The organism is Eggerthella timonensis (genome assembly GCF_900184265.1).
Lineage (GTDB): Bacteria > Actinomycetota > Coriobacteriia > Coriobacteriales > Eggerthellaceae > Eggerthella > Eggerthella timonensis.
The window spans coordinates 1067750-1093148 of the sequence record NZ_FXXA01000002.1 but is presented as its reverse complement, the minus strand read 5'-3'; the positions used below and the strand labels follow the sequence as shown (position 1 = coordinate 1093148).

General features: G+C 63.7%; 23 protein-coding genes. 8 read left to right on the top strand and 15 right to left on the bottom strand.

Annotated elements, in window-relative coordinates; all coding sequences use genetic code 11:
• Positions 1-145 precede the first annotated feature (145 nt).
• Entirely contained in the window at positions 146-1843 is a 1698-nt protein-coding gene (locus C1A15_RS04565; RefSeq protein WP_101721463.1) for an FAD-dependent oxidoreductase, read from the bottom strand.
• Between the two features lie 232 nt (positions 1844-2075).
• Here C1A15_RS04565 and C1A15_RS04560 point away from each other — a divergent pair, with 232 nt between their 5' ends.
• The 3 genes from C1A15_RS04560 to C1A15_RS04550 all read left to right on the top strand — a co-directional run bounded on the left by C1A15_RS04560 (position 2076) and on the right by C1A15_RS04550 (position 5654).
• A complete protein-coding gene (locus C1A15_RS04560; RefSeq protein WP_101721462.1) occupies positions 2076-3500 on the top strand; it encodes a response regulator transcription factor in 1425 nt (474 codons plus the stop codon).
• 152 nt (positions 3501-3652) lie between these two features.
• Complete coding sequence (gene ngr, locus C1A15_RS04555; RefSeq protein WP_101721461.1) at positions 3653-4255, top strand: nigerythrin; 603 nt, start codon at positions 3653-3655, stop codon at positions 4253-4255.
• Between the two features lie 829 nt (positions 4256-5084).
• Entirely contained in the window at positions 5085-5654 is a 570-nt protein-coding gene (locus tag C1A15_RS04550; protein WP_101721460.1) for a beta-class carbonic anhydrase, read from the top strand.
• A gap of 44 nt (positions 5655-5698) precedes the next feature.
• Here C1A15_RS04550 and C1A15_RS04545 read toward each other — a convergent pair whose 3' ends face one another.
• The 6 genes from C1A15_RS04545 to C1A15_RS04520 form a co-directional block, all read right to left on the bottom strand.
• Entirely contained in the window at positions 5699-6670 is a 972-nt protein-coding gene (locus C1A15_RS04545) for a slipin family protein (RefSeq protein WP_101721459.1), read from the bottom strand.
• On the bottom strand, positions 6639-7085 hold the full coding sequence (locus tag C1A15_RS04540; protein ID WP_101721458.1) for a GntR family transcriptional regulator: 447 nt from the start codon (positions 7083-7085) through the stop codon (positions 6639-6641). The genes C1A15_RS04545 and C1A15_RS04540 overlap by 32 nt, the downstream gene beginning before the upstream one ends.
• A gap of 87 nt (positions 7086-7172) precedes the next feature.
• Positions 7173-8045, bottom strand: coding sequence for an NrfD/PsrC family molybdoenzyme membrane anchor subunit (gene nrfD / locus C1A15_RS04535; protein WP_101721457.1), 873 nt, complete (start codon positions 8043-8045; stop codon positions 7173-7175).
• A 58-nt stretch (positions 8046-8103) separates the two neighbouring features.
• Positions 8104-8802, bottom strand: coding sequence for a TorD/DmsD family molecular chaperone (locus C1A15_RS04530; protein ID WP_101721456.1), 699 nt, complete (start codon positions 8800-8802; stop codon positions 8104-8106).
• Positions 8803-9118: 316 nt separating this feature from the next.
• The gene (locus tag C1A15_RS04525) at positions 9119-9745 is read right to left on the bottom strand and encodes a 4Fe-4S dicluster domain-containing protein (protein ID WP_101721455.1); all 627 of its coding nucleotides are present in this window, start codon (positions 9743-9745) and stop codon (positions 9119-9121) included.
• Positions 9746-9757: 12 nt separating this feature from the next.
• Positions 9758-12115, bottom strand: a complete 2358-nt coding sequence (locus C1A15_RS04520; RefSeq protein ID WP_245864915.1) for a molybdopterin-dependent oxidoreductase — start codon at positions 12113-12115, stop codon at positions 9758-9760.
• Positions 12116-12690: 575 nt separating this feature from the next.
• Between C1A15_RS04520 and C1A15_RS04515 the strand changes: the two genes are divergently transcribed.
• Positions 12691-13383, top strand: a complete 693-nt coding sequence (locus C1A15_RS04515) for a ferric reductase-like transmembrane domain-containing protein (protein WP_101721453.1) — start codon at positions 12691-12693, stop codon at positions 13381-13383.
• A gap of 145 nt (positions 13384-13528) precedes the next feature.
• Here the strand turns inward: C1A15_RS04515 and C1A15_RS04510 are convergent, their stop codons facing one another.
• Together C1A15_RS04510 and C1A15_RS04505 are read right to left on the bottom strand one after the other, a co-directional pair.
• Positions 13529-14227, bottom strand: coding sequence for a thermonuclease family protein (locus C1A15_RS04510; protein WP_180952994.1), 699 nt, complete (start codon positions 14225-14227; stop codon positions 13529-13531).
• Between the two features lie 26 nt (positions 14228-14253).
• Complete coding sequence (locus tag C1A15_RS04505) at positions 14254-14787, bottom strand: metallophosphoesterase family protein (protein WP_101721451.1); 534 nt, start codon at positions 14785-14787, stop codon at positions 14254-14256.
• Between the two features lie 247 nt (positions 14788-15034).
• On the opposite strand from C1A15_RS04505, the gene C1A15_RS04500 reads away from it, so the two are divergent.
• From C1A15_RS04500 to C1A15_RS04490, 3 genes are all read left to right on the top strand, one after another.
• Positions 15035-15499: an Hsp20/alpha crystallin family protein gene (locus C1A15_RS04500; RefSeq protein WP_101723695.1), complete on the top strand. Its 465-nt coding sequence runs from the start codon at positions 15035-15037 to the stop codon at positions 15497-15499.
• A gap of 191 nt (positions 15500-15690) precedes the next feature.
• Positions 15691-16437 carry an NAD-dependent protein deacylase gene (locus C1A15_RS04495; protein WP_101721450.1) on the top strand — a complete coding sequence of 249 codons (747 nt, stop codon included), beginning with the start codon at positions 15691-15693 and terminating at the stop codon, positions 16435-16437.
• Positions 16438-16476: 39 nt separating this feature from the next.
• A complete protein-coding gene (locus C1A15_RS04490) occupies positions 16477-17103 on the top strand; it encodes an NUDIX hydrolase (protein ID WP_101721449.1) in 627 nt (208 codons plus the stop codon).
• Here C1A15_RS04490 and C1A15_RS04485 read toward each other — a convergent pair.
• Complete coding sequence (locus tag C1A15_RS04485) at positions 17100-18551, bottom strand: helix-turn-helix transcriptional regulator (RefSeq protein ID WP_101721448.1); 1452 nt, start codon at positions 18549-18551, stop codon at positions 17100-17102. The two genes, C1A15_RS04490 and C1A15_RS04485, sit on opposite strands and share 4 nt — an antisense overlap.
• Positions 18552-18761: 210 nt before the next feature.
• On the opposite strand from C1A15_RS04485, the gene C1A15_RS04480 reads away from it, so the two are divergent.
• Positions 18762-20435 (top strand): FAD-dependent oxidoreductase, encoded by a 1674-nt coding sequence (locus C1A15_RS04480; protein WP_101721447.1) that lies wholly within the window; start codon positions 18762-18764, stop codon positions 20433-20435.
• A gap of 48 nt (positions 20436-20483) precedes the next feature.
• On the opposite strand, the gene C1A15_RS04475 is transcribed toward C1A15_RS04480, so the two are convergent.
• The 5 genes from C1A15_RS04475 to C1A15_RS04455 form a co-directional block, all read right to left on the bottom strand.
• A complete protein-coding gene (locus tag C1A15_RS04475; RefSeq protein WP_101721446.1) occupies positions 20484-21041 on the bottom strand; it encodes a cysteine hydrolase family protein in 558 nt (185 codons plus the stop codon).
• A complete protein-coding gene (locus C1A15_RS04470) occupies positions 21038-22405 on the bottom strand; it encodes an HD-GYP domain-containing protein (protein ID WP_245864914.1) in 1368 nt (455 codons plus the stop codon). The genes C1A15_RS04475 and C1A15_RS04470 overlap by 4 nt, the downstream gene beginning before the upstream one ends.
• Entirely contained in the window at positions 22402-22962 is a 561-nt protein-coding gene (locus tag C1A15_RS04465) for an NAD(P)H-dependent oxidoreductase (protein ID WP_101721445.1), read from the bottom strand. Before C1A15_RS04465 ends, C1A15_RS04470 begins: the two co-directional genes overlap by 4 nt.
• Positions 22963-22977: 15 nt before the next feature.
• Positions 22978-24003 (bottom strand): C40 family peptidase, encoded by a 1026-nt coding sequence (locus C1A15_RS04460; protein WP_425430952.1) that lies wholly within the window; start codon positions 24001-24003, stop codon positions 22978-22980.
• Between the two features lie 672 nt (positions 24004-24675).
• Positions 24676-25308, bottom strand: a complete 633-nt coding sequence (locus tag C1A15_RS04455; RefSeq protein ID WP_146001806.1) for a Crp/Fnr family transcriptional regulator — start codon at positions 25306-25308, stop codon at positions 24676-24678.
• Positions 25309-25399: the final 91 nt, after the last annotated feature.

The window sequence follows — 25399 nt, the reverse complement described above, 5'->3', positions numbered from 1 at the left end:
GCGGCATGCACGGCTGCAACGACCGCATGACCACCGAAGGCCGGGAAGGTCATTACCGCGCCGCCCCGGCACACCGAAGGGCCCGCAGCTCGCACCGAAGCCGCGGGCCCTTCTTCAAGGGAGGGGAAGGATCGTCGTCTATCGTCTAGAGGCCGGCCACCGTCTTGCCGGCGAGGCGGCCGAAGGTGATCGTGCGCCCGCACGCGACGCCGGGCAGCAGCTCGGGATAGTTGTTCGCGAAGAACCCGCCTGAGTCGTTCCCCGCCGCGTACAGGCCGGGAATGGGGTCGTGGTTTCCGTCGAGCACTTGCAAGTCGGTGTTCACGCGCAAGCCGTCGAGCGTGCACAGCAGCTGGCCGCCGATGGTGGCCGCGCGGAACGGGGGCGTGTCGAGCGGCAGCATGCGATAGCCCTCCTTACCGAAGTCCTCGTCGACGCCCTTCTCGCACAGCTCGTTGTAGCGCTCGACGCTTTCGACGAACGCCTTGGCGGGAATCTGCAGCTTCTCGGCCAGGCCTTCCAGCGTGTCGGACTCCACCACCACACCCGCCGGGATCAACGTCTCCTCCATCATGCCCGTTTCGGACTCCACGTTGAAAATCTGCACGTGGCCGCCCGTCGGGCTGGGGATGATGCGCGAGCACGCCAGCGTGTGGAACTGTTCCACCTGCTGCACCCAGTTCGCATCCCAAATCTCGCAGTACACGCCATCGCGCTCCAACGAGCCCGCTGCGTACATGAAATCGTACGGAACGCTCTCGTTGCAGAAGCGCTCGCCGTCCTTGTTCACCTTGAGGAAGGGCTGGCTGCCGATGTGCGTCATGATGCCCGGTTGCGTGTAGGCGCAACCGCCCTTCGCACCTGCCGGAACGCCGCCGCGGTCGAACACCATCACCGTCGGCTGCTCGTCCATGGCCGCACCCGCCCAGAGAGCCGCGCGGATGCCGTCTCCGTTGTTCGACTCGCCCGGCGCCTCGAGCGCGGTGCAGTGATCCACCGCCATCTTGTTCTTCGCCGTCATCATGTCGACGTTGCTGCAATATCCGCCCGTCGCGATGATCACGCCCTTCGACGCGTTGACGCGCACGTAGCCATCCTTCGACTCCGCGAGCACGCCGCTCACGCGCCCCGTTCCGCCGTCCTCGCGCTCCAGTTGCTTCATCGCCGTCGACACCCGCACGTCCACGCCCAGCTCTTCGACCTTCTTCGCCACGAAGTCGAGGCTCTTCAGCTTCTCGTCATCGTTCTGCACGTTGTGCTGCATCGCGAACGTCTTGTACGCGCCATGGTCTTCGGCGCCGACGTCCGTTTCCAGGAACACGTACGCACTCGGGTCCTGCTCGCGCACCACCGCGTCGAGCCAGTCGACCGTCTCGCCGGAATGATCGGCCCACAGGCGGATGAGCCGCTGATCGCAGCGATGAGACGCATAGAAGCACAGCTGCTCGATCACTTCGTGCTTGTCGATTTCGACGCCCTTCTCCTGCTGCATCGACGAGCCCAGCGCGCCGATCCACTCGCGGCAGTTGGCGCCCACCTGCGGCGTTTTCTCCAGCAGCACCACCCGCGCGCCCTCTTCGGCGGCCGCGGCGGCGGCGAACAACCCGGCGTTGCCCCCGCCGATCACCACGACGTCCGTCTCCACGGTTTCGACGATATCCGACGCGGCAACCTCTTCGGGCGCGCCCAGCCAATCGGCTCCGGCGTTCGATTCGGCCGCATCGGCGTCGGCCGCCTTCTGCTGCGGCGAGCACCCTGCAAGTCCCGCCGTCGCCACGCCCGCGGTTGCCAGCGCGCCTAAACCGAGAAAGCTCCGACGGCTCAATGTTCCCTTCGACTTCATACCCATCCTCCTTCTTTCACGACACACGCCCTCTTGCGAGGCCTTCGCCAACCAACGGAACCAGCATGAAGCCGTTCGCGCACGGGCACATCGCGGCTGCTGGGGGATTTCGCCCCGCGCAGGGCCCGTTCGCTATCCTAAAAAAGAGGGGAATTTACCCTCGCACCCCCTCTCACCGGGGGTTGGATATGGTACAAAGACATGAGTTGCAGAGGGGAGGGGGCAACGGCATATGGCAAGCGTCAGCACGTTCTTGAAGGACATGAGCGAGTGCATCGACGCGCGTCTTCTGGGCGCGTCGGCATCGTTCGGCTCGTACGCGCTCGGGCTGGGGGCGCTCGCTTCCGTCCCGTCGTCGTCGGGCGGGCTCGAAGACGCCGCGCGCTCGGCGCTGCCGCTTGCCGCGCTCGTCGGCCTCGCCCTCTGCTTCACAGCCAGCCGCCGGGACGCGAGCTTCCCCCGCCGCGGATGGCTGTGGGCGGCGAGCGCCGCGTTGGCCCTGTGCGCGCTCGCCCTGTTCCTTGTCGGCGACGCGCTGGTGGAAACGGCAGCGTCATGCGTCGCCTGGGCGGCGCTCCCCTTCTGCCTGACGGCGCTCGTCCGACGCTTCGGCGTGCTGCCGCTTCGCCGGCGGATCGCCATGAGCGCTGCGTCGGTTATCTGCGCCCTCGGGGGCCTGCTCGTGCTCGCGCTGCTTGCCGCTCCGGTCGCGTTCGCGGTCATGGCCGCCCTGCCCCTCGCCGCCACCGCCTGCCTGCCCGAGCCGTCCGAGCTTCCCGGCTGCGAGGATGCCGAACGACCCGACGCGGCGGTTGGCTCGCAGACCAATCCGGTTCGCTTCGCGCCGTCGTTCCTGGTCACCGCGCTCACCTACAGCGCGCTCGCATCGCTTTCGGCCGGTGTCGAGATGCCGGACGACAGCGCGCTCGGATTGCCCGCCCGCGCCGCCGCGCTCTCGATCGCAGGCATCGTGCTGCTGTCGCTGCACAAAGGACGCAAGGGGTTCGTGGAAGACTCCAACTCGGCGTACAAGCCCGTGCCGCCGCTCATGGCGCTCGGCCTGGTGCTGATCGCCTGGACGCCCGAGCCGTTTGCCCTGTGGGGAGCCGCTCTCGTCGCGGCCGGGTTCAGCGTGTTCTTCGTCTACTACTGGATTATCATCGGCAACCACATCCAGAAGTTCTCGTGGAACGCCGCGCAAGCGGCGGCTTGGGCGTGCGCACCGCTGTTCGCGGGCCTTGCCGCAGGGCGCCTGCTTTCCGGCGGCATCTTCGCCGTGACGGAAAGCCCGCTGCAAACCACGGCGGTGCTGGGCCTGTTCCTGCTCGCGCTCGTCCTGTGGGCGGTCGCGAAGGGCGACCTGTTCGCGAACGAACCAGGAGACGCCTCGAACGTTTTCAAACTTGAACCGCCGATGCCTGCCGCACTCGCCCACGAGGACGAGGCCGCGCTTGCAGCGTTCGCGCAGCGCTACGGCATCTCGAAGCGCGAGCAAGACGTGGTGCGCCTCCTGTCGAAGGGACGCAACGTCCCCTTCATCTGCGACGAGCTGTTCATCGCCAAGAGCACCGTCCAAACCCACATCAAGCACATCTACGCGAAGACCGGCGCCACGAACCGCCAAGAACTCCTCGACGTCATCGAAGCGGTCAGGTGATCGAGCGCCCACATTGTGGACGTTGTGCGAATCGGGAAACTGGTTCGATTACCCCCTTGCGCGGCGTTGTCGTTGGGGGTATGATTCTTATTGAGATTGATTCTCATTAAGAGGGCACAGACGAAAACGTAAGACGAGAAGGAGATTTGCTCATGAAGGTACGTTCCGAGATCCCCACCGCTGACAATTCCACGAACATGGACGGCTTCGGCACCTGCGAAGTCGGCACCACGCTCGACAACCTGAAGGCCGCCATCGGTGGCGAGACCGGCGCCTCTGCCAAGTACGCCGCGTTCGCCAAGGCCGCCAAGGAGCAGGGCTACGACCAGATCGCTCGCCTGTTCGAGGCCACTTCGGCCGCCGAGCAGATCCACATCGGCCTCGAGTACGCGCTCGTCGCCGAGATGGAGCCGGGCTTCGAGAAGCCGGCCGCCCCTGAGGCCGAGGGCGTGCAGACCGACCTGAACCTCATCATGGGCGCTCAGGGCGAGATCTTCGAGACCTCCGACATGTACCCGGCGTTCATCAAGAAGGCGCAGGAAGAGGGCAACACCAAGGCCGTGCAGGTGTTCACCCGCGCCAAGCTGGCCGAGTCCGTGCACGCCGAGCGCTACCTGGCGGCGTACAACGACATCGACGCTCCCGACGACGATGCGTTCTACCTGTGCCCCATCTGCGGTTACATCCACAAGGGCGAGAACTTCGAGAAGTGCCCCATCTGCTTCTGCCCGAAGACCTCCTTCAAGGCGTTCTAAGCCCCGTTTTTCCATCTGCCAAGCGAAACGGCCGCCCCTCGGGTGGCCGTTTCCATATCTGGGGCACGATGCGCTTCTCACGATGCGCCGATAAAGCCTCAGCCCGCCCCGCCGCCGCTCTTCCCGATGTTTCACGTGAAACATTTGTACTGGTTGCCCGTTCGACGCACAATCCCCGGTTTTGACCCGCCTCCAACGGACTCTGCGCCCGTTCGTCACCCGCAGTGCATCCGCACGCTGTCGAAATGGCAAAAAGCAACCGGATTCGGATGTTTTCGGGCTGCCTTAGCGGGGCCGGGTGCTTCCAGCAGCACGGAGCTCGTCGTGAACAGGCATTATGCGGGACAAGACCTCCAGATGCGGCTGTGGCCCGGCCGAAAACACCCGAATCCGGTTGTTTTTTGCCATCGGCGCCCCGTTCGGAAGCACGAGGGGCAGGGCTCGCGAGGCGGGTGCGACCCGTCGGGCAGTTGCGCCCTGATCGTGAAGTTAGTGCATTTGTACTAGCCATCCGCTCGACGCATGGCTCCCGACAACTCCCTGATCGCCCCCATTCGGTGCAGTTTTCACTCGAATGTTGCATATTCGCAGCGCGCGGAGGATCGCAAGGCGACAAGGTGAGAAACGACCTGGGAAAACACGCGTCATCGGGAAGGCACGGGAGCGGCAGGAGGTCGAATCCGCAACATTTGGGCGAAAACCGCACGCGAGAGACCGCCTCCGACTCCGCCCGCCGTTCCCTCCCGAATGTTTCACGTGAAACATTCGTTCGTGCGATACCCGGGGACGGGTTGCGCTATCATGGGGGTTCACACGAAAGAAGGCTCACATGGAACAGGAACCCATCTCCCTCACGATTGACGGCATCCTCGCGCACAACCACTCGTTCGTCGAGCGTCGCGAGTTCGAGCGCTACGCCACCGACAAGTACCCCGACAAGAAGCTGGCCATCGTGTCGTGCATGGACACGCGCCTCACCGCGCTGCTGCTGGCTGCGCTCGGGCTGAAGAACGGCGACGCGAAAATCATCAAGGTGGCCGGCGCCGAAGTGGCGCACCCCTTCGGCAGCGTCATGCGCTCACTGTTGATCGCTGTGTGCGAGCTGGGCGTGGAAGACATCATGATCGTGGCCCACACGAACTGCGGCGCACAGCACATGAGCGGCAAGGAAATGGTGGCGAATATGGAGCGGCTCGGCGTGTCGGCCGAGCGCATCGAGTTCGCGCGGCATTGCGGCATCGACTTCGACAAATGGCTGGCCGGCTTCGGCGACACCGAGGAGGCCGTGCGCAAGAGCGTCGACATGGTGACGAACCACCCCGTCATGCCGCCTCACGTGCGCGTGGCCGGCTTCATCATGGACTCCGACACCGGCGAGCTCACCCAGGTGGATTGCTAGGCGCGAGGCGCCAGGCGACAATGCGCACGCTGACGCGTAGTTCACTACCCCTTCGGAACCTTCGGCGTCTTCAGGGAATCGGTCATGTTGTTGAGGGCGGCGTCGCTGAAGCCCTCGCTGTAGGCGCTCGGGATGACCACGGTGCCGCCCGATCCCTTCACGCTCTCGTACAAGAGGTGCATCGTGCGCAGACGCAGGGCCACCTCGTTCTCCTCGTACACGTGCGCCGCGTCCACGAGCATGGCCGAGATGTCCTTCTCCACCTCGGCCAGCACCATGCGCGCGTTCTTCTCGCGCTCGGCCTGGGCCTCGGTGGACATGACTTCCTGCAGCTCCTGGGGAATCACGATGTCGCGGATCTCCACCGACAGCACGGTGACGCCCCACAGCGACGTGCGCTCCTCGATAACTTCCTGCAGCTCCTGGTCCAGCTGGTTGCGGCGGATGGCCACCTCCGACACGCTCGCGCGGCCGATGGCGTCGCGCAGCGCAGTCTGCGCCACGAGCGACACGGAGTTGTAGTAGTTCTCCACCTCGAGGCAGGCCTTCTCGGCGTCCCACACCATCCAGAACAGCACGGCGTCCACGTTGATGGGAACGAGGTCGCTCGTCAGCGTCTCCTCGGCGCCGAACCCGGTGACCATGATGCGCTGGTCGGCCTTGAGGGCGGTCTGCTCGATGAAGGGGATGGTGAAGTACAGGCCGGGGCCCTTCGAGCGGCTGAACTTGCCGAACCGCAGCACGACCACGCGCTCCCACTGCATGGCGATGTGGATGGACATCTCGGCCAGGCACGCCAGCGCGAAGCCGACGAGCACCACCCATACGGTGAACGCGCCGGCGATCAGGTAGCCCGCGGCGATGGCCAGCACGAGCGCCACCACGAACACGAACGCCGAGAACATGAGCGAGCCGTTCTGCGACGTGCGTCGGTCGGTGCGCGAGTTGTACTTCTCGATGGAGAACGGCTTGGCGGCCGGCGCGTCAGTTTGATTCTTTCCTTTGCGATTTTTCATACAAGCCCCGTCTCATGCTCGCGCCGCCTTCCACGTCCTGCTGGACGCGATGGGCGACGTCGATCATCCTCAACATGATTTCATCAAGCGTCATGCCCAAAGCGAGGCACCGCCTGATGCTCTCCTCGATTTCCGTATCGGCGATGGACTGCACGTCGTCGGCAGCCAGGTTCCCGATATCACGGACGAACACACCGCGCCCTCGAACCGACTCCACGTATCCGTCGTGCTCGAGGTTGATGTACACCTTGCTCACGGTGTTGTAGTTGATGGCGGCTTCGGCGGCGAGCGTGCGGACGCTGGGCAGCTGGTCCCCGGGCTGGTAGTGGCCGGTCTTGATCAAGTAGACGAACCGGTTGCGCAGCTGCACCCACACGGGCAGCCCCGACGACTCGTCTATCTCGAATAATGCCATGCCACTTCCCTACTCCGTCTACAGGGGACCATCCGTCCCGCATTGTACAAGATAACCAGCTTGCTCAGCGGCGGCAACCGCGCATCTTCAATGCATCCCCGACCAAACAACGCAGAACCGCAGCAGCAGCCCGCCCGCGATGCACAGCGCATCCACCGGCAACAGCCGCACCAGACGACTCGTCGCCGCCACATACGCCTCGCTCGCCAACGGGACGAGCAGGCCCAAGCCCATCAGCCCCACGACGAACCATGGGCCCAGCCCCTCCGGATCGAACAGCACCGCCAACGACGCGTGGGCGAACGGATCGAGGTACGCCAACCCCACGAACGCGGCGAGCGCCGTCACCTCGAGCGCCAGCACGACAAGGTGCGCACTATGGAGCCGAAGCAGCCGATCGTCGAGCAGCCGCACGTCCCGCCCGAACGCGCTCAGCACGAACACTGACGAAAGGCCTGCCGACAGCGACGACAACACGAACAGCACCGGCACCGCCACGTTGAACCACAGCGCAACGGCCTCGATGCTGCCCACGTACACGCCCGTGTACCCCATCATGAGCAACGACGCCGCCGCGCACACCGCTTCGCCCGTTTTGCGCGCGGGCGCATGGACGAATGGGATGTACAGCACGTTCACGGCCAACAAAAACCCCGCCACTAGAAGGTTCGCCAGCAACGTGAACGAACCGAACGACAGGATAGAAAGCGTCGGTCGAGTGAACAGCATGAACACCCGCTCGGGACGCCCAAGATCGAGTAACAGGCACAGCGCTGCTAGACACAGAACGACGAAGCCGGCGCCGAAGCACCGGGCTTTGAGATCGTCGAACGCTTTCGTTTGAGCCTGCGAGCGCCGCACGCTTCGATGGAATGCGAGCGACCAGATTGCCGTCACGAACATGATGCCCGCCCCGCATCCCCCAAGGAACAGGTAGAGCACCACCAAAGTCCCGAACACTTCAACTCCTCTCCCCCGAAGTCGTTCAGTCCATGATAGGGCCTCGCCCTCCCTCTGGCTAGCCGCCCATGCGCTTGAACACCTGCCCATCCTCGTCGAATGCAACGTCGAATCGCCGAGCATAGCATGCACACAGGCCGAATACGAAGTCGCCCGCGCCTCGGAAGTAGTTGGATGCCGCGCGCTCGTTCACGCTGTAACGCCAGGCCGCAAGCCAAGGTAGTACATGCTCGACGAGAAACGCCTCCTGATCGTGCGCAAGCTCAGCCGCACGCCGCTCGTCGTTCTCGGCACGCGCCTCGGCCTCAAGCCCTATCAGATGCCCGACGAACCCCAGCATGAGGCCCAGATGATCGTCGGGCTCCGCGTGAAGGCGCTCGATCTTCAAACCATAGCGCTGGTACCACGCACGAACCTCAAGCGTGTGCTTGCTGAACAGCTGGCTGTTCGGATCGACGTAGAACGATTCCCAACTGGGAGCGTCGGGCGTTCCAGCACCCACGAACAACCGGAACCATTCGCGCTTGAGAGCAGCCAGGCGCTCCTCGTCGAACGGTTCGTCGCACCAGGCATCCATTGCCGTCAAGCCCGCGCGCACGTGGGCATCGTCCATGCCGAATGGAGCCTCCGCGAACATGCGCTGCTCCACCTGACCGGCCACTTCGGCATCGTCCGGCTCGCAATACAGCAGACGCGAGGCGGCAGCGAAGCACGCTTCCACGCACGCAAGCGTTTCCTGGTCGTACGGGATACTCATTGATGCCTCCTTTGGTACTGCCGTCTCATATGGCACATTCATTCATCGTTTCGGTCGAACGAGCCTATTCTGGCACGAATTTGCGGTTTGGGTACAAAGAACAGCTGCGAGACCGAAGTTCGGGAAGAGCGACCTGGCCTTTTTCGAACATCAAGCCGAAACCGCATGTTCTGAAGGAGTTTTTTGCGCCCAAACCGAAAATTCGTGCCAAGTTCTGCGATCGAAACCCTCTTGAGAGCTTCATCCCGCTGTTCGAGACGTCTCCCAGCCCGAACAGCCGGGCGACCGCCGCAACGGTCGCCCGGCACCAAAGCCGCTAGATCTCTTCTTCCAGGTTCACGAGCGCGCCTGTTCCGCTGCCCGTCTTCTGGGCGTTGCGGTGCGGGTTCATGATGAGGTTCGGATGCGTCGTGTCCTTCGGCAGGGGCTCCACTTCCACGTCGCCCTCCCCGTACTTCGCGATCATGTCCTCGCGCGTGCCGAAATCGAGTGCGCGCATGGGACAGCCGGTGACGCAGATAGGCTTGCCGTCCCCTTCAACCTCGGCTTTGCACATATCGCACTTCATCATGTAGCCCTCTTCTTCGCCGTACGTCGGGGCGTCGTAGGGGCATACGGTCTGGCAGGTCTTGCAGCCGATGCACACCTCGTGATCGGTCCACACGATGCCGGTTTCCTCGTCCTTCTGCATGGCGCCCGTCGGGCAGTTCGCCACGCACGCCGGATCGACGCAGTGGTTGCAGGCCATGGAGACGAAGTAGCCGAACACGCCGTTGGGCACGTAGCTGCCCGCCTCGTTCTGCTCCCACGTGCCGCCCTGGTAGTTCAACACCTTGCGGTACAGATTGTTTACCGGAAGCTTGTAGGTTTCCTTGCAAGCGACTTGGCATGTTTTGCAGCCGGAGCACTTGTTGGAATCAAAGTAGAATGCGTACTGAGCCATGATGCACCTCCCTTATTCCACGCCGACCGGCATGACGATGGGCCGATTCTTGTCGGGATCGAGCTTGATGTCGCCCGTATACTTCTCCACCTGCACGAGCGTGCCGGTCCACGATTGGGACGCTTCGCCGGAAGACTTCGGCGCCTGCAGGATGTTGGGGTCGCCCCCGATATCGATGCCCGTCGCCTCGTCGATCTGGATCCACGCGCCGTCCTGCAGCGCCACCGAACCGGGAACGAGCGTCGGAAGCACCTTCGCAGGACGGAGCACCTGGCCATGAGGGCTGGTCATAAGCACGAGATCGCCGTTCTTGATGCCGCGCTCGGCGGCGTCCACCTCGCTCATGAAGCATTCCTGCGGGAACGCCTCGCGCAGCGATGTGACGTTGTCGTTCACCGTGTGGGCGCGGCGCAACGAATGAGGCGTCCACAACAGCAGCGGGTATTCGTCGGTTTGGGTGCCCTGACCTTGTTCGGGATCCCCGATCTGCCATTTCGCGATCGGCGAGATCGTGGAGAAGCCAACCGAGTTGACGTAGCCTGACAGCATCGGGCAGTAAATCTCGAACTTGCCCGTGGATGTGGCCAGGGGATTCGCCGCTGGATCGGCGTAAAATGCCTTATACGGGATGTTCGTCAGCTTGTCGCCGAAAGAGCGCTTGGCCTTGTAAAGCCCCTTCTCCTTGAGCTCGGCCACCGTCATGATGCCTTCTTGCGGGGCTCCCTCAACGCCAAGTTCGTCGATGTCCTCCTGCGTGATGGTCAACAGCGGGGCGTATTGCATGGTGTCGTGGTCGGTCATGTACATGGCGCCGGCAAGCGATGTGTACGTGCGCTCGGCATCGGTCATGGTGTTCACGGCCGCAGGGTCTACATTCAATCGCTTCGCAAGCTCTTCCGCCACGTACGACTCGGGCTTCGACTCGAACAGCGGTTCCATGATGCGATCGGCCCAGTACACCGTCTCGGAGTTGTTCGTCCAAGCGAGGTTGCCCTTCTCCCACCACGTGGCAATCGGCAGCACGATGTCGCAATACTGACGCGACGGATCGAAGAACGGGTTCGCGCCCCACACGAAGTCCATTTTCCGAAACACCTCGATGGCCGCATTGGCGTTCGGCAGCGAGTTCAGCGAATTCTGATAACCACCGGAATAGATCACATGAATGTCAATCGGCTTCTTGCCGCCGGGCCATATGTCGCGACCGTATTCACCGTTCAAGATGGAAACCCAGCACTCGGTGTGATCGATCTTCTCCCATGACGCAGGGTCTTCGATCTTCGACCAGTCGGGAGTCGACATGACGGAAGGAGGCGTCAGCGGGTTCGCTGGATTCTTCTTCGCGCCGTTCGACGAATCGCCTGCCGACACGAACGGAGCACCCGACATGCCTTCGTGCAAACCGACCCAGCTGGCGTAGTTGCCCGGCGTGCCGAGGCCGCCGTGCATCATGGCGAGCGTGTAGAATGCCTGCGCGAACATCTCACCCGCAGGTATTTTCGTCGTGGATTGGCCGGCGAAGAAGTCCACCTTCTCGGCTGCGTGGATCTCCTCGGCCAGACGGCGAATCGTATCGGCTGGAACGCCGCAGATGGCCTCCGCCCACTCGGGCGTCTTGGGCTCGTTGTCGTACGTGCCCAGCACGTAGTCCTTGAAGTTGTCCTCGGCCGGAGCCCCCTCGGGCATATGCTCGGCGTCGAATCCCACGCAGTACGTGTCGAGGAATTCCTGATCGTACAGGCCGTTCTCGATCTGATGGTACATCATGCCGATGCACAACGCCGTATCGGTGCCAGGACGCACGGCAACCCACTCGTCCGCAACCGCCTGTACCGTCTGGTTCAACCACGGATCGACGATGATGACCTTGCCACCCTGTTCGCGCGCGTAGTCGAGCTGATATGCGGTGTTTCCGCCCTTGTTGGCCATCCAGTTATTGCCGAAATGGAAGTGCAGATCGCTCTCGGCGACGGACAATGCGTCGGGAGCGTTGAGCATGCCGCCGGTCATGAACAGTTCGGGAAGCGGCCACGAACCGAGCGAAACGGTGCCCATGTCGTGGTGCACGGCTCCGCCCAAGCTGTTGAGCAGGCAGATGACCGGATCGAAGTACGTGTCGCCGATGTCGTCGTAGGCGGCGGCGAGAATCGATCGGTTGCCATACGTATCGTACGCCTTCTTCATCTCGGCGGCGATGTAATCGAGCGCGTCGTCCCAGCTGATACGCTCCCACTCGTCCTTGCCACGCATCTCGCCGTTGGGATTCTCAGGACTCCAGCCCTTGCGCTTCATGGGGTACTTGATGCGCGCCGGCGACGTGATGTTGCTGATCTGCGCGCGTCCACGCGGACAGGCGCGGCGCTGGGGCACCTCGATCGAATCCTCATCTTGCTCGTCAGTTCGTATTTTGAGCGGCACACCGTCCTCTACGTACACCTTGAGCAAGCAACGCGAAGAACCGCAGCTGCAATTGTTCATGCAGGCTCCGGTTTTCCACTCGCCCTTCCCCTCTGCAGCGGGAGCGGCTCCCCCTTCATCGGAACCCGCGTCTCCCGCAGGTGCGCAGCCCGTGAATCCGACCAATGCCGCAGCGCCTGCAGTAGCCGATCCCCATTTGACGAAACTGCGTCGTGTCAGCGAATTGCCCATTTTTGACCCCCTCTTCATCGCGTCCGGGAAACAAAGCCCGTATACGGAATGTCCCCCCGACAATTCCAATCACGACCGTCCTTGAGCTCATACCGTCATACTTTCATATGATGCTCATTGCGGCCATAGTATCACCATAAACTATGACAGTCAACGAAGAATAGCACGTAGTATGTCCCTAAGTTGAGGACAATTGCCCAGGAAAACGACCTGGTGGTTCAACAGTAGCTGCCATATTGCTATTCAAGCTATACTATGATAGTATGACAGAATCGTGACCAACAAAGGGGGTTGGTATGAGGTTCTTGATCGCATTGGCGTGCTGCATCGTTCTTGTTGTTCCACTTGCGAAGCCGTTGAAGCGCTACCCTGTCCCATTCTACCTCGCGGCGCTTGCGCTTGTGGGCCTGTACTGGTTCGGGACGAGCGCGAACGCGACGGGCGGCCTGTGGCCGCACTTCATGCCGCTCATGCAGCGATGCGCACTTGCATTCGCGCTGTTCACGGTCGTGATGTTCGTGGGCGTGTTCGACGAGGGGTCGCCCCTGCGGGCGCGGCTCATGCCCATCCGACGGCAGCTGTCCATCCTGGGATGCGTGTTCGCGCTTGGGCACCTGGCATTCTACGGCGTCTCCTACGTGCCGCGGCTGGGCTCGGCGTTCGCCGGGAACCTCGGGTTCTCGCTGGCTCTCGCAGGGCCGCTGACAGCTCTCATGGCCGTCTTGCTGGTCACCTCGTTCCAGGCGGTGAAGCGGCGGATGAGCGCCGCGCGCTGGAAGAGCGTGCAGCGCCTGGCATACCCGTTCTACCTGCTCACGTACGTGCATCTCGCGTTGCTGCTGGGTCCGTCCGCGCTCGCCGGACGCGACACGGCCGCCATCAGCCTGGCGGTGTACTCCGTTACGATAGGCGTCTACGCTGTGCTGCGCATGCGGCGCGCCCTCCTGCGCCACCACGCGCCCGACCCGCATGCCGCGACGGTCGGCTGACGCGCCTTCGACGTTCCCTCCCTCCCCTGAACGGGCGGCTCGCACGAGCCGCCCGTTCGCATCAGCAGCCGCAACGCCCGATGTTTCGTGCGAAACACCTGTTCTTGTGCCTCTTATGCCGTACGCGCGCTCGGTAACCTGCTTGTCAGGCCCACTTGCGAGTGACGCCGCGGGCGTCGGCGAGAGCCTCGTCGCCCCACTGAGCGAAAAGGTTGTCGTGATAGGTGTCGGGACGGTAGGTTTTGGCCTGGCCGTAGCCGTCGATCACTTGGATGGCGTTCAGCATGTCGCGCGCGATGACGGCAGGATCGTCCGCCTCCGCGGCGCTGGCGGGCAGGGCGCGCCACACGTAGGCGAGCGGACGGTCGTACTGGTCGGTGACGCTCGTGTCGTACTGCAACCACAGCGTGTCGCCTTCGCCCACAAGCTCTTTCATGTGGTCGGATGCCAGCACGCCCTCCTCGCAGTTGCGCTCCTCCTGAGGTGCCACGCTCTCGGGGGTGTCTATTCCGATCAAACGCACCGACACGTGGTCGCCGTTCTCGGTCGCAACGGCGAGCGTGTCGCCGTCCACCACGTGGCGCACCGTCACGCGTTCGAACGAGGCGGGATCGAGGTGCGCGCGCTGCGTCTCCGTCCCGCGCGACGCATCCCGATCGGCGGCGCGGTACGCCGCGTCGCTCACGCCTGCGGACGCTGCGCCCGAAATCGACGTCGCAGCCGCCTGCTGCGACGAGCTCGGCGACGGAGCATCGGCTATGACGGCATTGATCCACGACGCGCCCAGCAGCACGACAAGCGTGATGACGGCAGCGGCCCGCCGGGACCGTTTCGGATGTTTCACGTGAAACATTTGTTCCCGTTCCACCGTCACGAGAGCCCCTCGCCCACTTCGAACAGCGTCTGGCCGTCGAGCGACGCGATGCGCACGCCCAGCACGCGACCATCCTCCACCACCATGCGTCCCGTGCACTTCGGGAACCCGCCGCGCGGACGGAACGGCGCGCCGGGGCAGACGACGTACGACGCCGGGCGCGCCTCGGGCCCGTACACCAGCTCGGGAACATGCGTGTGCCCGTGGACGCACACCTGCGGGATAGGATCGCCCGCTGCCAGGCCCGCGCAGCCGTTGAACCCGATCTGCACGTCGCGCGGATAGTGCGCCACGAGGAAGCGCACGCCGTCGATGACGGGGTGCGCGAAGCGGCACACCCGTGCGCCGTACTCGTCGAAGTCGTCGTTGCCGAGCACCACCGTGGTCGGCGCCAGCGCCTTGAGCGCATGGAGGATCTCAGGGCCGCCGATGTCGCCCGCATGGATGATGTGGTCAACGTCGGCCATGGCCGCAAGCGCCTCATCGGGCAACCGTCCGTGCGTGTCGGATATAAGACCGATAACGGTCATGCCGCTCCTTCCCTCGCTGCAAACCGAGCAAGCACTCAGTATAGGCCAAGGAACCGTGCCTTTCGCAACCCGTAAAACCTTCGTTGAGCCTTCAAAAATGACGAACTCGTTACGAATTAGCACTCTCGGTTGTCGAGTGCTAATTCTCATCTTAGAATGGGGGCATACCAAGCGAGGCGGCGTGCCGGCGCAGCCGGAACCACCGCCCACCACGTAAGACGAAAGACGACACGAGGAGTTGATGAACATGGCTATGATGGTACCGATGCGAAGGAACCGCAACCTGTTGAGCGAGCTGATGACCGACCCGTTCGACGCGTTCTTCGATGCGGCAACCGCTCCGATGCAGGCGATGCAGAAGATGTCCCCCACGCTCATGCGCACCGACATCAAGGAAACGGACGCGGGATACGAGCTGACTATCGACCTGCCCGGCTTCAAGAAGGACGACGTGCAGGCCGAGCTCAAGGACGGCTACCTCACCATCACCGCCCAGACGCAGTCCGAGTCCGAGGACAAGGACGAGAAGGGCACGTACGTCCGCAAGGAGCGCTTCAGCGGGAAGTGCAGCCGCACGTTCTTCGTGGGCGACGACATCGAGGAAGACGACATCAAGGCGAAGTTCGAGGACGGCGTGTTGAACATCGCCGTTCCGAAGAAGCAGGAGCAGCCGAAGCTCGAGGAGAAGAAGACCATCTCCATCGAAGGCTAGGCATTCGAACAGCGAGGCATCCCCGCCGCGTACTGGGGCGCGGCGGGGCGGGAAAGGCGACCGCGAGGTCGTCTTTCTTTGTGAGCTGATCGCGTACGGCCGACGCGATGCAGGAACCCGTACGGATGTTTCACGTGAAACATCCGGCTCGAGGTGCGTGGTATCATGAGGAGAACCCGATTGGAGGATCCATGGACGAAACCGTACGCGACATCGAGACGTTCCGCAGCTGGGTGGCCGACACGCCGCCGGGCAGCATGGTGTTCTTCGGCGGCGCGGGCGTGTCCACCGAGAGCGGCATCCCCGACTTCCGCAGCCCGGACGGCCTGTACGCGCAGAAGTACCCCTACCCGCCCGAGCAGATGACCAGCCGCAGCTTCTTCGACGAGAACCCTGGCGCGTTCTTCGATTTCTACTGCGACCGCATGCTGGCGCTCGACGCCCAGCCGAACCGCGCGCATCGCAAGCTGGCCGAACTCGAGCAGGCGGGCACGCTGGCCTCCGTGGTGACGCAGAACATCGACGGCCTTCATCAGAAGGCGGGCAGCGCGCGCGTGTTCGAGCTGCACGGCAGCGTCCTGCGCAATTTCTGCATGCAGTGCGGCGCGCCCTATCCCGTGGACGACCTGCTGGCCCTTCGCACGCAAAGCGCCGACGGCATCCCGCGATGTCCCGTCTGCGACGGGATCGTCAAGCCCGACGTCGTCCTGTACGAGGAGCCTCTCGACGAACGCACGATGCACGGCGCCGTCGACGCTATCGCGCTGGCCGATCTGCTGGTCGTGGCAGGCACCTCCCTGGCCGTGTACCCGGCCGCGGGGCTCATCGACTTCTTCACCGGCAGCCGGCTCGTCATCGTCAACCGCACCCCCACCCCGCGCGACCGCCAAGCCGACCTCTGCATCGCCGCGAACGTCGGCGAGGTGTTCGACTTCTAGACCGCGCACGACCGCCTTCGAGAACAGGAGCCTGACCCCATGCCCAAACCCGCTTCCGCCATCCCCCAGCTCTCCGACATCCGCCAAGTATCCGACGGCTGGATCAAGAAGTACGTCCTGACGTACGCGATGCCCGACGGCTCCACATACGAGTACGAAAGCGCCTCGCGCAAGAACCTCGACGCGTACCGCGCCGAGCTCGACGCCAACGCGGCCGGCGAAGCGTCGCCCGCCGATGCCGTATGCATCGTCGGGCAAACTGCAACCGACGAGCTGCTGCTCATCCGCGAGTTTCGCTACCCCCTGAACAGCTGGTGCATCGCGTTCCCGGCCGGCCTCATGGAACCCGGCGAGGATCTGGCAACGTGCGTGGACCGCGAGCTGCGCGAGGAGACGGGTTACGCTCTACGCGCCGACGCGGGCGAAGCGGCGGCGCTCCAACCGTTGCCGCAGGCCGGCTACTCGTCGACCGGCCTCACCGACGAGACCGTGCACGTCGTGTTCGCCCAGGTGGAAAAGGTGGCCGACGCGCAACCGGAACCGGCGGAGCTCATCGAGCCGTTCCTGCTGCCCATCGCCGACGTCCCCCGCTTCCTCGCGGAAAACGAAACCCCCATCGGCACCCGCGCCCAGCTCGTCCTCGAAGCCTTCGCCCGCCACCACTAGCCGGCGGTGATGCTCTCGGCTTCGTCGTCCAGTCGAAGAAGAAGCTCCGCTTGGGAATGTACGCCCAGCTTGCTGTAGAGGTTGCGCATATGCGTCTTCACCGTCGACTGGCTCACCACCAGCTTCTCGGCAATGTAGGGAGCGCGGTAGTTCTGCGCCAGCAACACGAGGATCTCGCGCTCGCGCGGGGTCAAATCGAAGCGCGCGGCAACGGCGGCGCAGCGCTCCTCAAGACCCGCGCGGGCCGCCTCGACCGCGGCCACCTCGCTCGCCTCGCGCCTCGCCGCCTGTCGCTGCATGATCAAGAACGACAGCGCCACCCCTCCCGCGAACGTCGCCAGCACGACCACTACCGTCAAACTTGCGTACAGCGGGGCGGGCACGGCTGCGTGCAACCCCGCGAACAGGGCACGGATGGCGATCATGAAGGCGAACGAGAACAGCAGGGGCGTTGACGCATTCCCTTTGCGCACCCTCTCTGAGAATAAGAACGGCGTCATCATGATGTAGAACAGCGTCACCTTGTACGTGGAATCCACGATGAGCATGTGCAGGAACCATAAGTCGCCCGACGCCTGCGCCGTGTAGAACGACACGAACGTCACGGGAAGCACGAACAGCTCGTACACCAGGATGAAGCTGCGGTTCCATACGCGCTTGACGACGAGCAGCATGATGAGTCCGGCAGCGACGATGCCGCACCCGATAGCCATTTGGATCAGCGCCGCCATCGCCGCGTCGCCCTGCAGCCCCATCCACGTCGACTGCGACGAGACCATGGGGCCGCGACACACGAGGGGCAGCGCGATCAAGCTGACCGCGACGGCTCGATCCTTGAACGTCGAGCAGGCGAAACGAGGAAGCGGACGGTCGAGCTCGTCGCCCGCCCGGCGCTCGCCACCCTGAGGTTTTGGCCCGTACAGCACGAACAGCCCTCCGGCAACCACGGGCAGCGCGCCCAGCAGCACGCGCGCGATCTCTCCCGAGAACAGCGCGAGGCCCATGGTCAGCAGCCCGGACAACAGGCACGCGGCGGCGAACGCACAGGCGGCGCGGCGCGCGCCCAGCGAAATGAGGCGCTCGCCCCACAGGACCAGCAGCAAACCCGTTCCCACGCGATACAGTACGAGCGTCGCCAGCGCCAAACCGTCATCCACCAGCGAAGCATACAGAAGAAGCCACGTGGAAGCCACCGACAGCAGGGCGACCGCGCCACGCACCGAGCGGCGATCGCTCACGCGCCACGCGGGGCGCAGGCGATACAGAGCGACGATCGCCAGCATCACCGCAGCCTCGACGGCGTACGGAACCGGCGCGAACATGGAAAAGCTCACGAAGCGAGCAACGGGCATGCGCTGGATCTCAAGCGCCATGAGCGCGCACGCCAACCCGACGACCGCGCAGCCGATGCCGGGCGTTCGCGAGAAGAACAAACGAACCGATCCCATGAAACCCCTCCTCCCACGATACGTTTATATCAGAAAACCAGGATGAGATGATCCGCCGCCTGCAACTTCATACCGTTTGTAGGAGGAAATTCCCCCTCTCGCTTGGTAGGTTCGAACAAGCTTGGATGCCGGGCCGCGAACCGCCCTCCCTCCCATGCGGCTCAAGGTCCGCATCCAGGCATGCACGCATCAAGGAAAGGAGAGGGAGCTATGGAACTGAATCGTCGAGATTTTCTGAAAGGGGCGCTTGCCACCGGCATCGTCGCCACGGGGGCAGGGCTCGCAGGCTGTTCGCCGGCCGCGCCGGAAGCGAACGGCGGCGAGACCGCATCGACCTACCCCGCAGGGCTTCAAGCGAGCGACTTCGAGGAGTCGCCCGTCGTCGTCGAGCCCATCACCGACATCGCCGAGGAGAAGACGTTCGACGTCGTGGTCGTCGGCGCCGGCACGGGCGGCGTCCCCGCTGCGCTGAGCGCGCTTGAAGAAGGCGCGACCGTCGCCGTGCTGCAGAAGGAGTCGAAGCCCATCGCCCAGGGCGGCACCTGCTCGGGCGTGCTGCTCGACCAAAGCGACGAGCAGGGCGTGATGAACTACCTGCAAGGATACCTCGAGGATTGCCGTTGGCGCGCCGACCGCAAGCTGGCCGAAACGTACTGCAGGTACTCGGGCGAGGCCATCCGCTGGACGCAGGTGCGCACGGCCGAAGCGGGCTTTCCGCCCTACACGGTGCGCCCCACGGCCGTGACCGAATACGAGGACGGCTCGAAGTGCGCGCGTCGCAGCATCATGTTCGGACCGAAGCCGTACAACAACGGCACGATGGTGGAGCATTTGGCCGAGCTGGCCGCAAGCAAGGGCGTGGAATTCTTCTATTCGACGCCAGGCGTGCAGCTGGTCACCGACGACTCCGGAACCGTCACGGGCGTGATCGGCAAAAGCGGCAGCTCGTACATCAAGTTCAACGCGACGAAGGGCGTCATCCTCTCCACCGGCGACTACCAGAACAACCAGAGCCTCGTGGAGCGCTACTGCCCCGACGTGAAGGAGTTCGACCGCAAGCAGAGCAACAAGACCGGCGACGGCATCCTCATGTCCATGGCCGTAGGCGCCGGGTTCGTGCCCGTGGGCCACTCCCACATGATGCACGATTTCGACTCCGGCCCCATGTTCGACGAGCCGTTCCTGTTCGTGAACGAGAACGGCGAGCGGTTCATGAACGAGGACTGCGTGTTCGAGGAAGTGAACTGCGTACTGCGCAACCAGCCGAAACCTGGCTGGTACTCGCAGATCTTCGACGACGACTACGTGGAGCAGGTCACAGAATGGGGCGGCAAGCCCACCGACAAGGAAAAGATCCAGGTGTACATGCCCGACGTCGAGATGGATCGCTCGGCCGAAAGCGGCGCGAACGTCATCGAAAGCCTCATCGGCACGTATCGCTGCGACACCCTCGACGAGCTTGCCGCGAAGCTGGAAATCCCCGCCGACGCGCTCAAGAAGTCCGTCGCGCGTTACAACGAGCTGGTCGAAGCCGGGTTCGACGAGGACTTCGGCAAGCAGGCGAAGTACCTCAAGAAGATCGAGAAGGCGCCGTTCTGGGGCATCCATAAGCATGTGCGCGTATCCGCGCTGTGCGCCGGCGTCACCGTGAACGAGAACTACCAGGCGCTGCGCACCGACGGAGAAGTCATCCCGAACCTTTGGGTGACCGGTTTCAGCGCCGGCCAGCTGTGCGGCAGCCCCGATTGGTCGATGTACCAGGGCGGCATGTCGGCCGGGCATTGCATCATGACGGGACGCATCTGCGGCATACAGGCAGCCACCGGCGGCAAGCTGGAATCCAAGAGCCCCGTCACGGAAGCCGACGTGGAAGCGCTGGCGTAACCGGGCATCGAAGCGTCGCGGCGGCCGTCGAGGCCGCCGCGGGTCAGGCTAGCGGTTGGTCACCTCGACCTGCAAACCCTCCATCACGTCGAGGGCCTTCTCATGCAGGGCGGGGTCGAACGACGCGGTGCAGGCGGCATCCACGATGATGGGCACCTCGGGGCAGGCCGCCTGCGCGAGCACGGCGTTCGAGATCACGCAGATGTTGGACACGAGGCCTACCAGCTCGATGCTCTCGAACGGCGGCTTGTCCAGCTCGGCGGCGGCTCGCTGCGCCACGCGCAGCCACTCGAACAGGTCGGCCGAGCCGAACGTCGGCTTGCTGAACACCTCGTCTATCGGGCGCACGAGCGACGCGATCTCGCCGTACAGCGCGTGCCCGGGCGTCCCCTCGACGCAATGCTCCACCGGCAGGTTGCGCCCTTCGCGCGTTTTTAGGTAGTCGCGACGATGCGTGTCGAGCGTCCACACGATCTCGTCGGCGCGCTCTCGATATTCGGCGACCTTCGCGGCGATGGGGCCCGCCAGCTTCTCTGCCCCGGGAAAGCCCAGCGCCCCGTCCACGAAATCGTTCTGATAGTCCACAACGATCAACAGGCGTTTCATGCGCTCTTCTCCTCACTCTCGGCTTGCATGCTCCTCAGCTCGCTCAGCAGCCACAGGTACTGATCCTGCACGCGCTCGTACGCCGCCGCCACCGGCAGGCACGCAGCGGCGACCGAAACCATGATGGCATCGTAGTCGCACGTCATCGCGTCCACCACCGCGGCATCGATCTTGCCTGCGGCGACCTGCTCGGCCAGCAACTCGAGCACCTTTTCCTTAGGATACGCCTTCTTGTAGCTGCGCGTGCCCACGAGCGCGCTCACGATGTCGGCCACCGCGATGATGCGATCGGGCAGCGCCAGCTCGTCGGCATGCAGCCCGCGCGGGTACCCCGTTCCGTCGAGCTTCTCGTGGTGGCGCACAGCCGGCAAAATCATGGAGAGCTCCACGCAGTCTTCGAGAATGCCCTCGGTCAGCGCCACATGCGTGCGCATGACCGCCATTTCATCGTCGTCGAGACGGCCCGGCTTCTCCAGAATGGACAGCGGGATGCCGATCTTGCCCACGTCGTGCACGAGCGCGCTCGCATACACGCGCGCGGCGGACGGCTGGTCGCCCATCAGACGCAACGCCAGCTCGTAAGCAACCCATGCCGTGGTTACCGTATGGGTGACGGTGTGACGGCTGCGGAAATCGATGACGTGCACGAGCATGTCGAGATACGACGTGGCCGAGCCCGTTCCCGACGGATCGGCCACGATATGTGCGAGATCGGGCGCGCTCACCCCGTCGCGCAGCACCGACAGCATGTCGAAGCGTCGCTGCGCCTCGGAGAACAGCGCCAGCGCATCGGGCGAGAACAGCCCCGGACGCACATCCGCCAGCAAACGCTCCACCTCGGCCGCGTCGACCTGCGGGTGCTCGAGCAGCAGGATGTCCACGCGATCGGCCACATGCAAGGCGCTGGCCAGGAATTTCACGTACGGGTCTTGGTTCGTGAACCCGTCGTAGGGCATGTGGTGGTACAGGATCACCTCAGCGTAATCGACGAGGGGCGACAGCTCCTTGAAGAACAGATAGCCGTAAAACGAGTGCTCCCACACGCTGTCGGTCTCGAACGCCACCATGCGATCGATCTCCTCCGTGCGGTACGCCCCCACGTCGTGCAGCAGCGCGACGAAGTAGGCCGCCCGCCGCTGCGTCGCGTCGACCATGCCGCTCACTTCCAGCATGGCGTCGAACAACGTGGCAACCCGCAGCCCGTGATCGACAAGCCGCGGGTCCACGCAGTTGAGCGCGCGTTGCACCATGACGGACACCGCCACGATGGACAGACCGTCATCGAATCCCTCAGGATGCGAGAAGCGAGGCTCACGCGAAACCGTCAGCCCTCCCTCGTACGATCCTGCGGGAAAGCCGCTCAATCGAGCTTCGCCATCTGGGCGCGCGCCTTGTCCAGCTGCGCCTGCACGTCGATGCCCACGATGTCGAGGCCCTCGGCCGCCACGAAGCGGATCTCGGGGATGCCGAACATCTTGGCGATGCCGCTGACGTACTCGAAGCCGAAGTTCGCCCCCTCCACGAAGCCGCCGCACGTGGTGATGTACGTGATGCGCTTGGCCTTGCAGATGCCCTCGCAACGCGCGTCTTCGGTGTAATGGAACGTCAGCTCGCACACGCTGACGTGCTCGAGGTAGGTCTTGAACGCAGCCGGGAACGAGAGGTCCCAGTACGGAACGCCGATGACGATGTCGTCCGCTTCGGCGAACTGGCGCGACAGGCTGAAGATGGGATCGTCCCACTCCCCCGCCTTCTGCTTCTCCGTGCGGTAGGCCACCATCTCGGCGTCGAACGGCTTGAGGTCGAGCGCCGCGACGTCGACTTCCGTGACGTCATCGAAGCGTTCCAGGTATTCACGGCACAGCGCAAGCGTGCGCGAGGCCTCGCCGCGCATGCACGCGTTGACGAACAGCGTGGTCATTCGTTCTCCTTCTGTCTATGCGAACCGAAGCGCGTGGGTGAACCCGGCCCAGCTGAGCGGGTCGGTGTCGCGCACACGCGCGCCAAAGGTGGGGGCGTGAACGTAGTGCGAGCCGCCCGCGCTGCACGCGATGCCCGCGTGCCCGTTATAGCCGTCGCCGTAGCTGATCCACAGCACGTCGCCCGGCTGCGCCTCGGAAACCGGCAGACGCGCGGCCGCGGCGTAGTACATGGATTCGGTCTGGTGCGGCACCGAGATGCCCACCTGGGCGTACGCCCACGTCACCAGGCCCGAGCAGTCGAACTCGTTCGGGCCGGCCGCGCCCCACACGTAGGGGCAGCCGATACGCGACAGCGCGTAGTCCACCACCGAGCCCTGCGACGGGATGGAGGCGGTGTTCGTGCTGTACGCGTACGTGCGCGTGACCTGGGCCGCGACAGCGGCGGCTTCGGCGGCGCGCGCCGCTTCCTGCTCCTGTACCAGCAGCGCCTGCGCCTCGGCGTCCAACTGCTGCAACGTGGTTTCCAGCTCGGCGATGGTCAGCTCGGCGTCGGCTTTGATGCGCGCCGCTTCCTCGGTCTTCTCCGCGGCGATGCGCTCCTGCTCTTCCAACTCGAGCTTCGCCGCTTCAACCTCGGCGCGCAGGTCTTTCGTCTCCTGCACCATCGCGGCATCGTTGTCGTTGATGTCGTTCAGCAAGTCCCAGCTCGTGGCGAACTCTTCGAACGTGGCGGCGCCCAAGATGATGTCGAGCGCCGTGGTTTGGCCGTTGCGGTACATGCTGCGCGCACGCTTGCTCAGCTTGTCCTGCAAATCGGCGATCTGGGCGTTCGCCTCGTCGATGCGCGCCTGAGCGTCGGCAACGGCCTGCACCGCCGCTTCGTGCTCGTCGAGCGCCTTGTAGTAGTTCTCGCCGGCGATGGTCAGCTGCTCTTGCATCTCGTTGATGCGGGCGCGGACGGAATCGGCTTCTGCGAACTTATCGGCGGACGTGGGGTCGGCGAACGCAAGCGTCGGCCGCAACAGCGTGGCCGCGCCCAAGGCGGCTGCACCGAATATAAACGTGCGGCGATCGATGCCGCGCGCGAAGTCAGTCATGTAAACCTCCTCGTATTCGCTGCGCATACCTCACCGTTGAGTCGTATCCTCTTATTTTGGACGATTCGGCACCGCAACGAGCAACGAATTCGTGACAACTATAACACGGCGACTTGACGGTTTCACAATCTTCACGTCCTGCACGTAGCCGCAGATGGCGATTCGAATTCCAAGGGTTCCATAACGTCGCCGACGCCCAGGCCGCCGTGGGCGCAAAACGGCACCCGTGACAATTTCAGGACGTGCGATTCGGGTTTTGCCGGTTCGACGGCAAGAAAAACCCCAGGTGGCGGAAAACCCTTTCCCTTTCCGGAGTTCGCCGCCGTCGCGGAAATTGTCATGGGTGGCGTTTTGCGCCCAAAAGAGCAATGCCGAAGCCGGGATGGAACGGAGAGGGATGCCGCACCGCGCGCCCCGAGAGAGCGAGGGTTCCATGGCGGAAAGGGGGAGAAATTCGTCGTCGAAACGTCCCGTTTGGGCTCCCGGAACGAGCACCGCTCGAATTCTACCAGGTCGGCTCTATGGCCTCAGGGCGCTTCGCATGCGGGAAGGCGTTTCGACGACGAATTTCTCCCCCTTTCCGCCACGAACGACCGGCGCGATCGCTCGACAGCGCTAGACGCTTCCGGCCTCTCCATCGTCCAACCGGGCCAATGCGGCCCTCATCGTCTTCGTCACCGTCACTCGGTTCATGTTCAACAACGAAGCGATGTCCTCATGCGTGAGCTCGTCAAGCCCTATCCCCTGGCTTTTCAAATGCTTGAGCACGTATACGATCTTGTCAACGCTATCGGGCAGGGCGAGGTGATAGGAGAAGTCGATCATCCGCGCCAAGTTGCTCTCCATGTTCTTCAAGAACAGGTTGGTAAGCACAGGGAACCTATCTGCCAGGCTCCGCGCATCGGCAACGGATATCAGCCCTCCCCTGACCGGCTGCAACACTTCGGAGAACGAGCTTTTGTGGGGAAAGGGATCGGTCAAAGGAGTACCGAAAAACGTGCCGAGAGCACATCCGGGGCCGTCGAACGACAATCCGAATTGCTTTCCATTCGGAAGCACGATCTTTTGGACCGCCAGCCCCTCCTTGATGATGAACAGTCTCGGATTGTACGTGGGGACGTAAAGCCGTTTATACTTTCCGTAGTGTACGGACGTGCACACATCGCATAGATGCGTGCGAACCTCGGGGGCAATTTGCGCGCAAAACGGATTCAGACACGTGCATGGCTTGCTGGTGCTTTTACTCATGGACTCACCCCGTAACGCTCGATTGAAAAGCAAGCGAATCCCCTTTCGCGCTGCCTTATATATTCTAGATGATACCTATACTTTACATGCA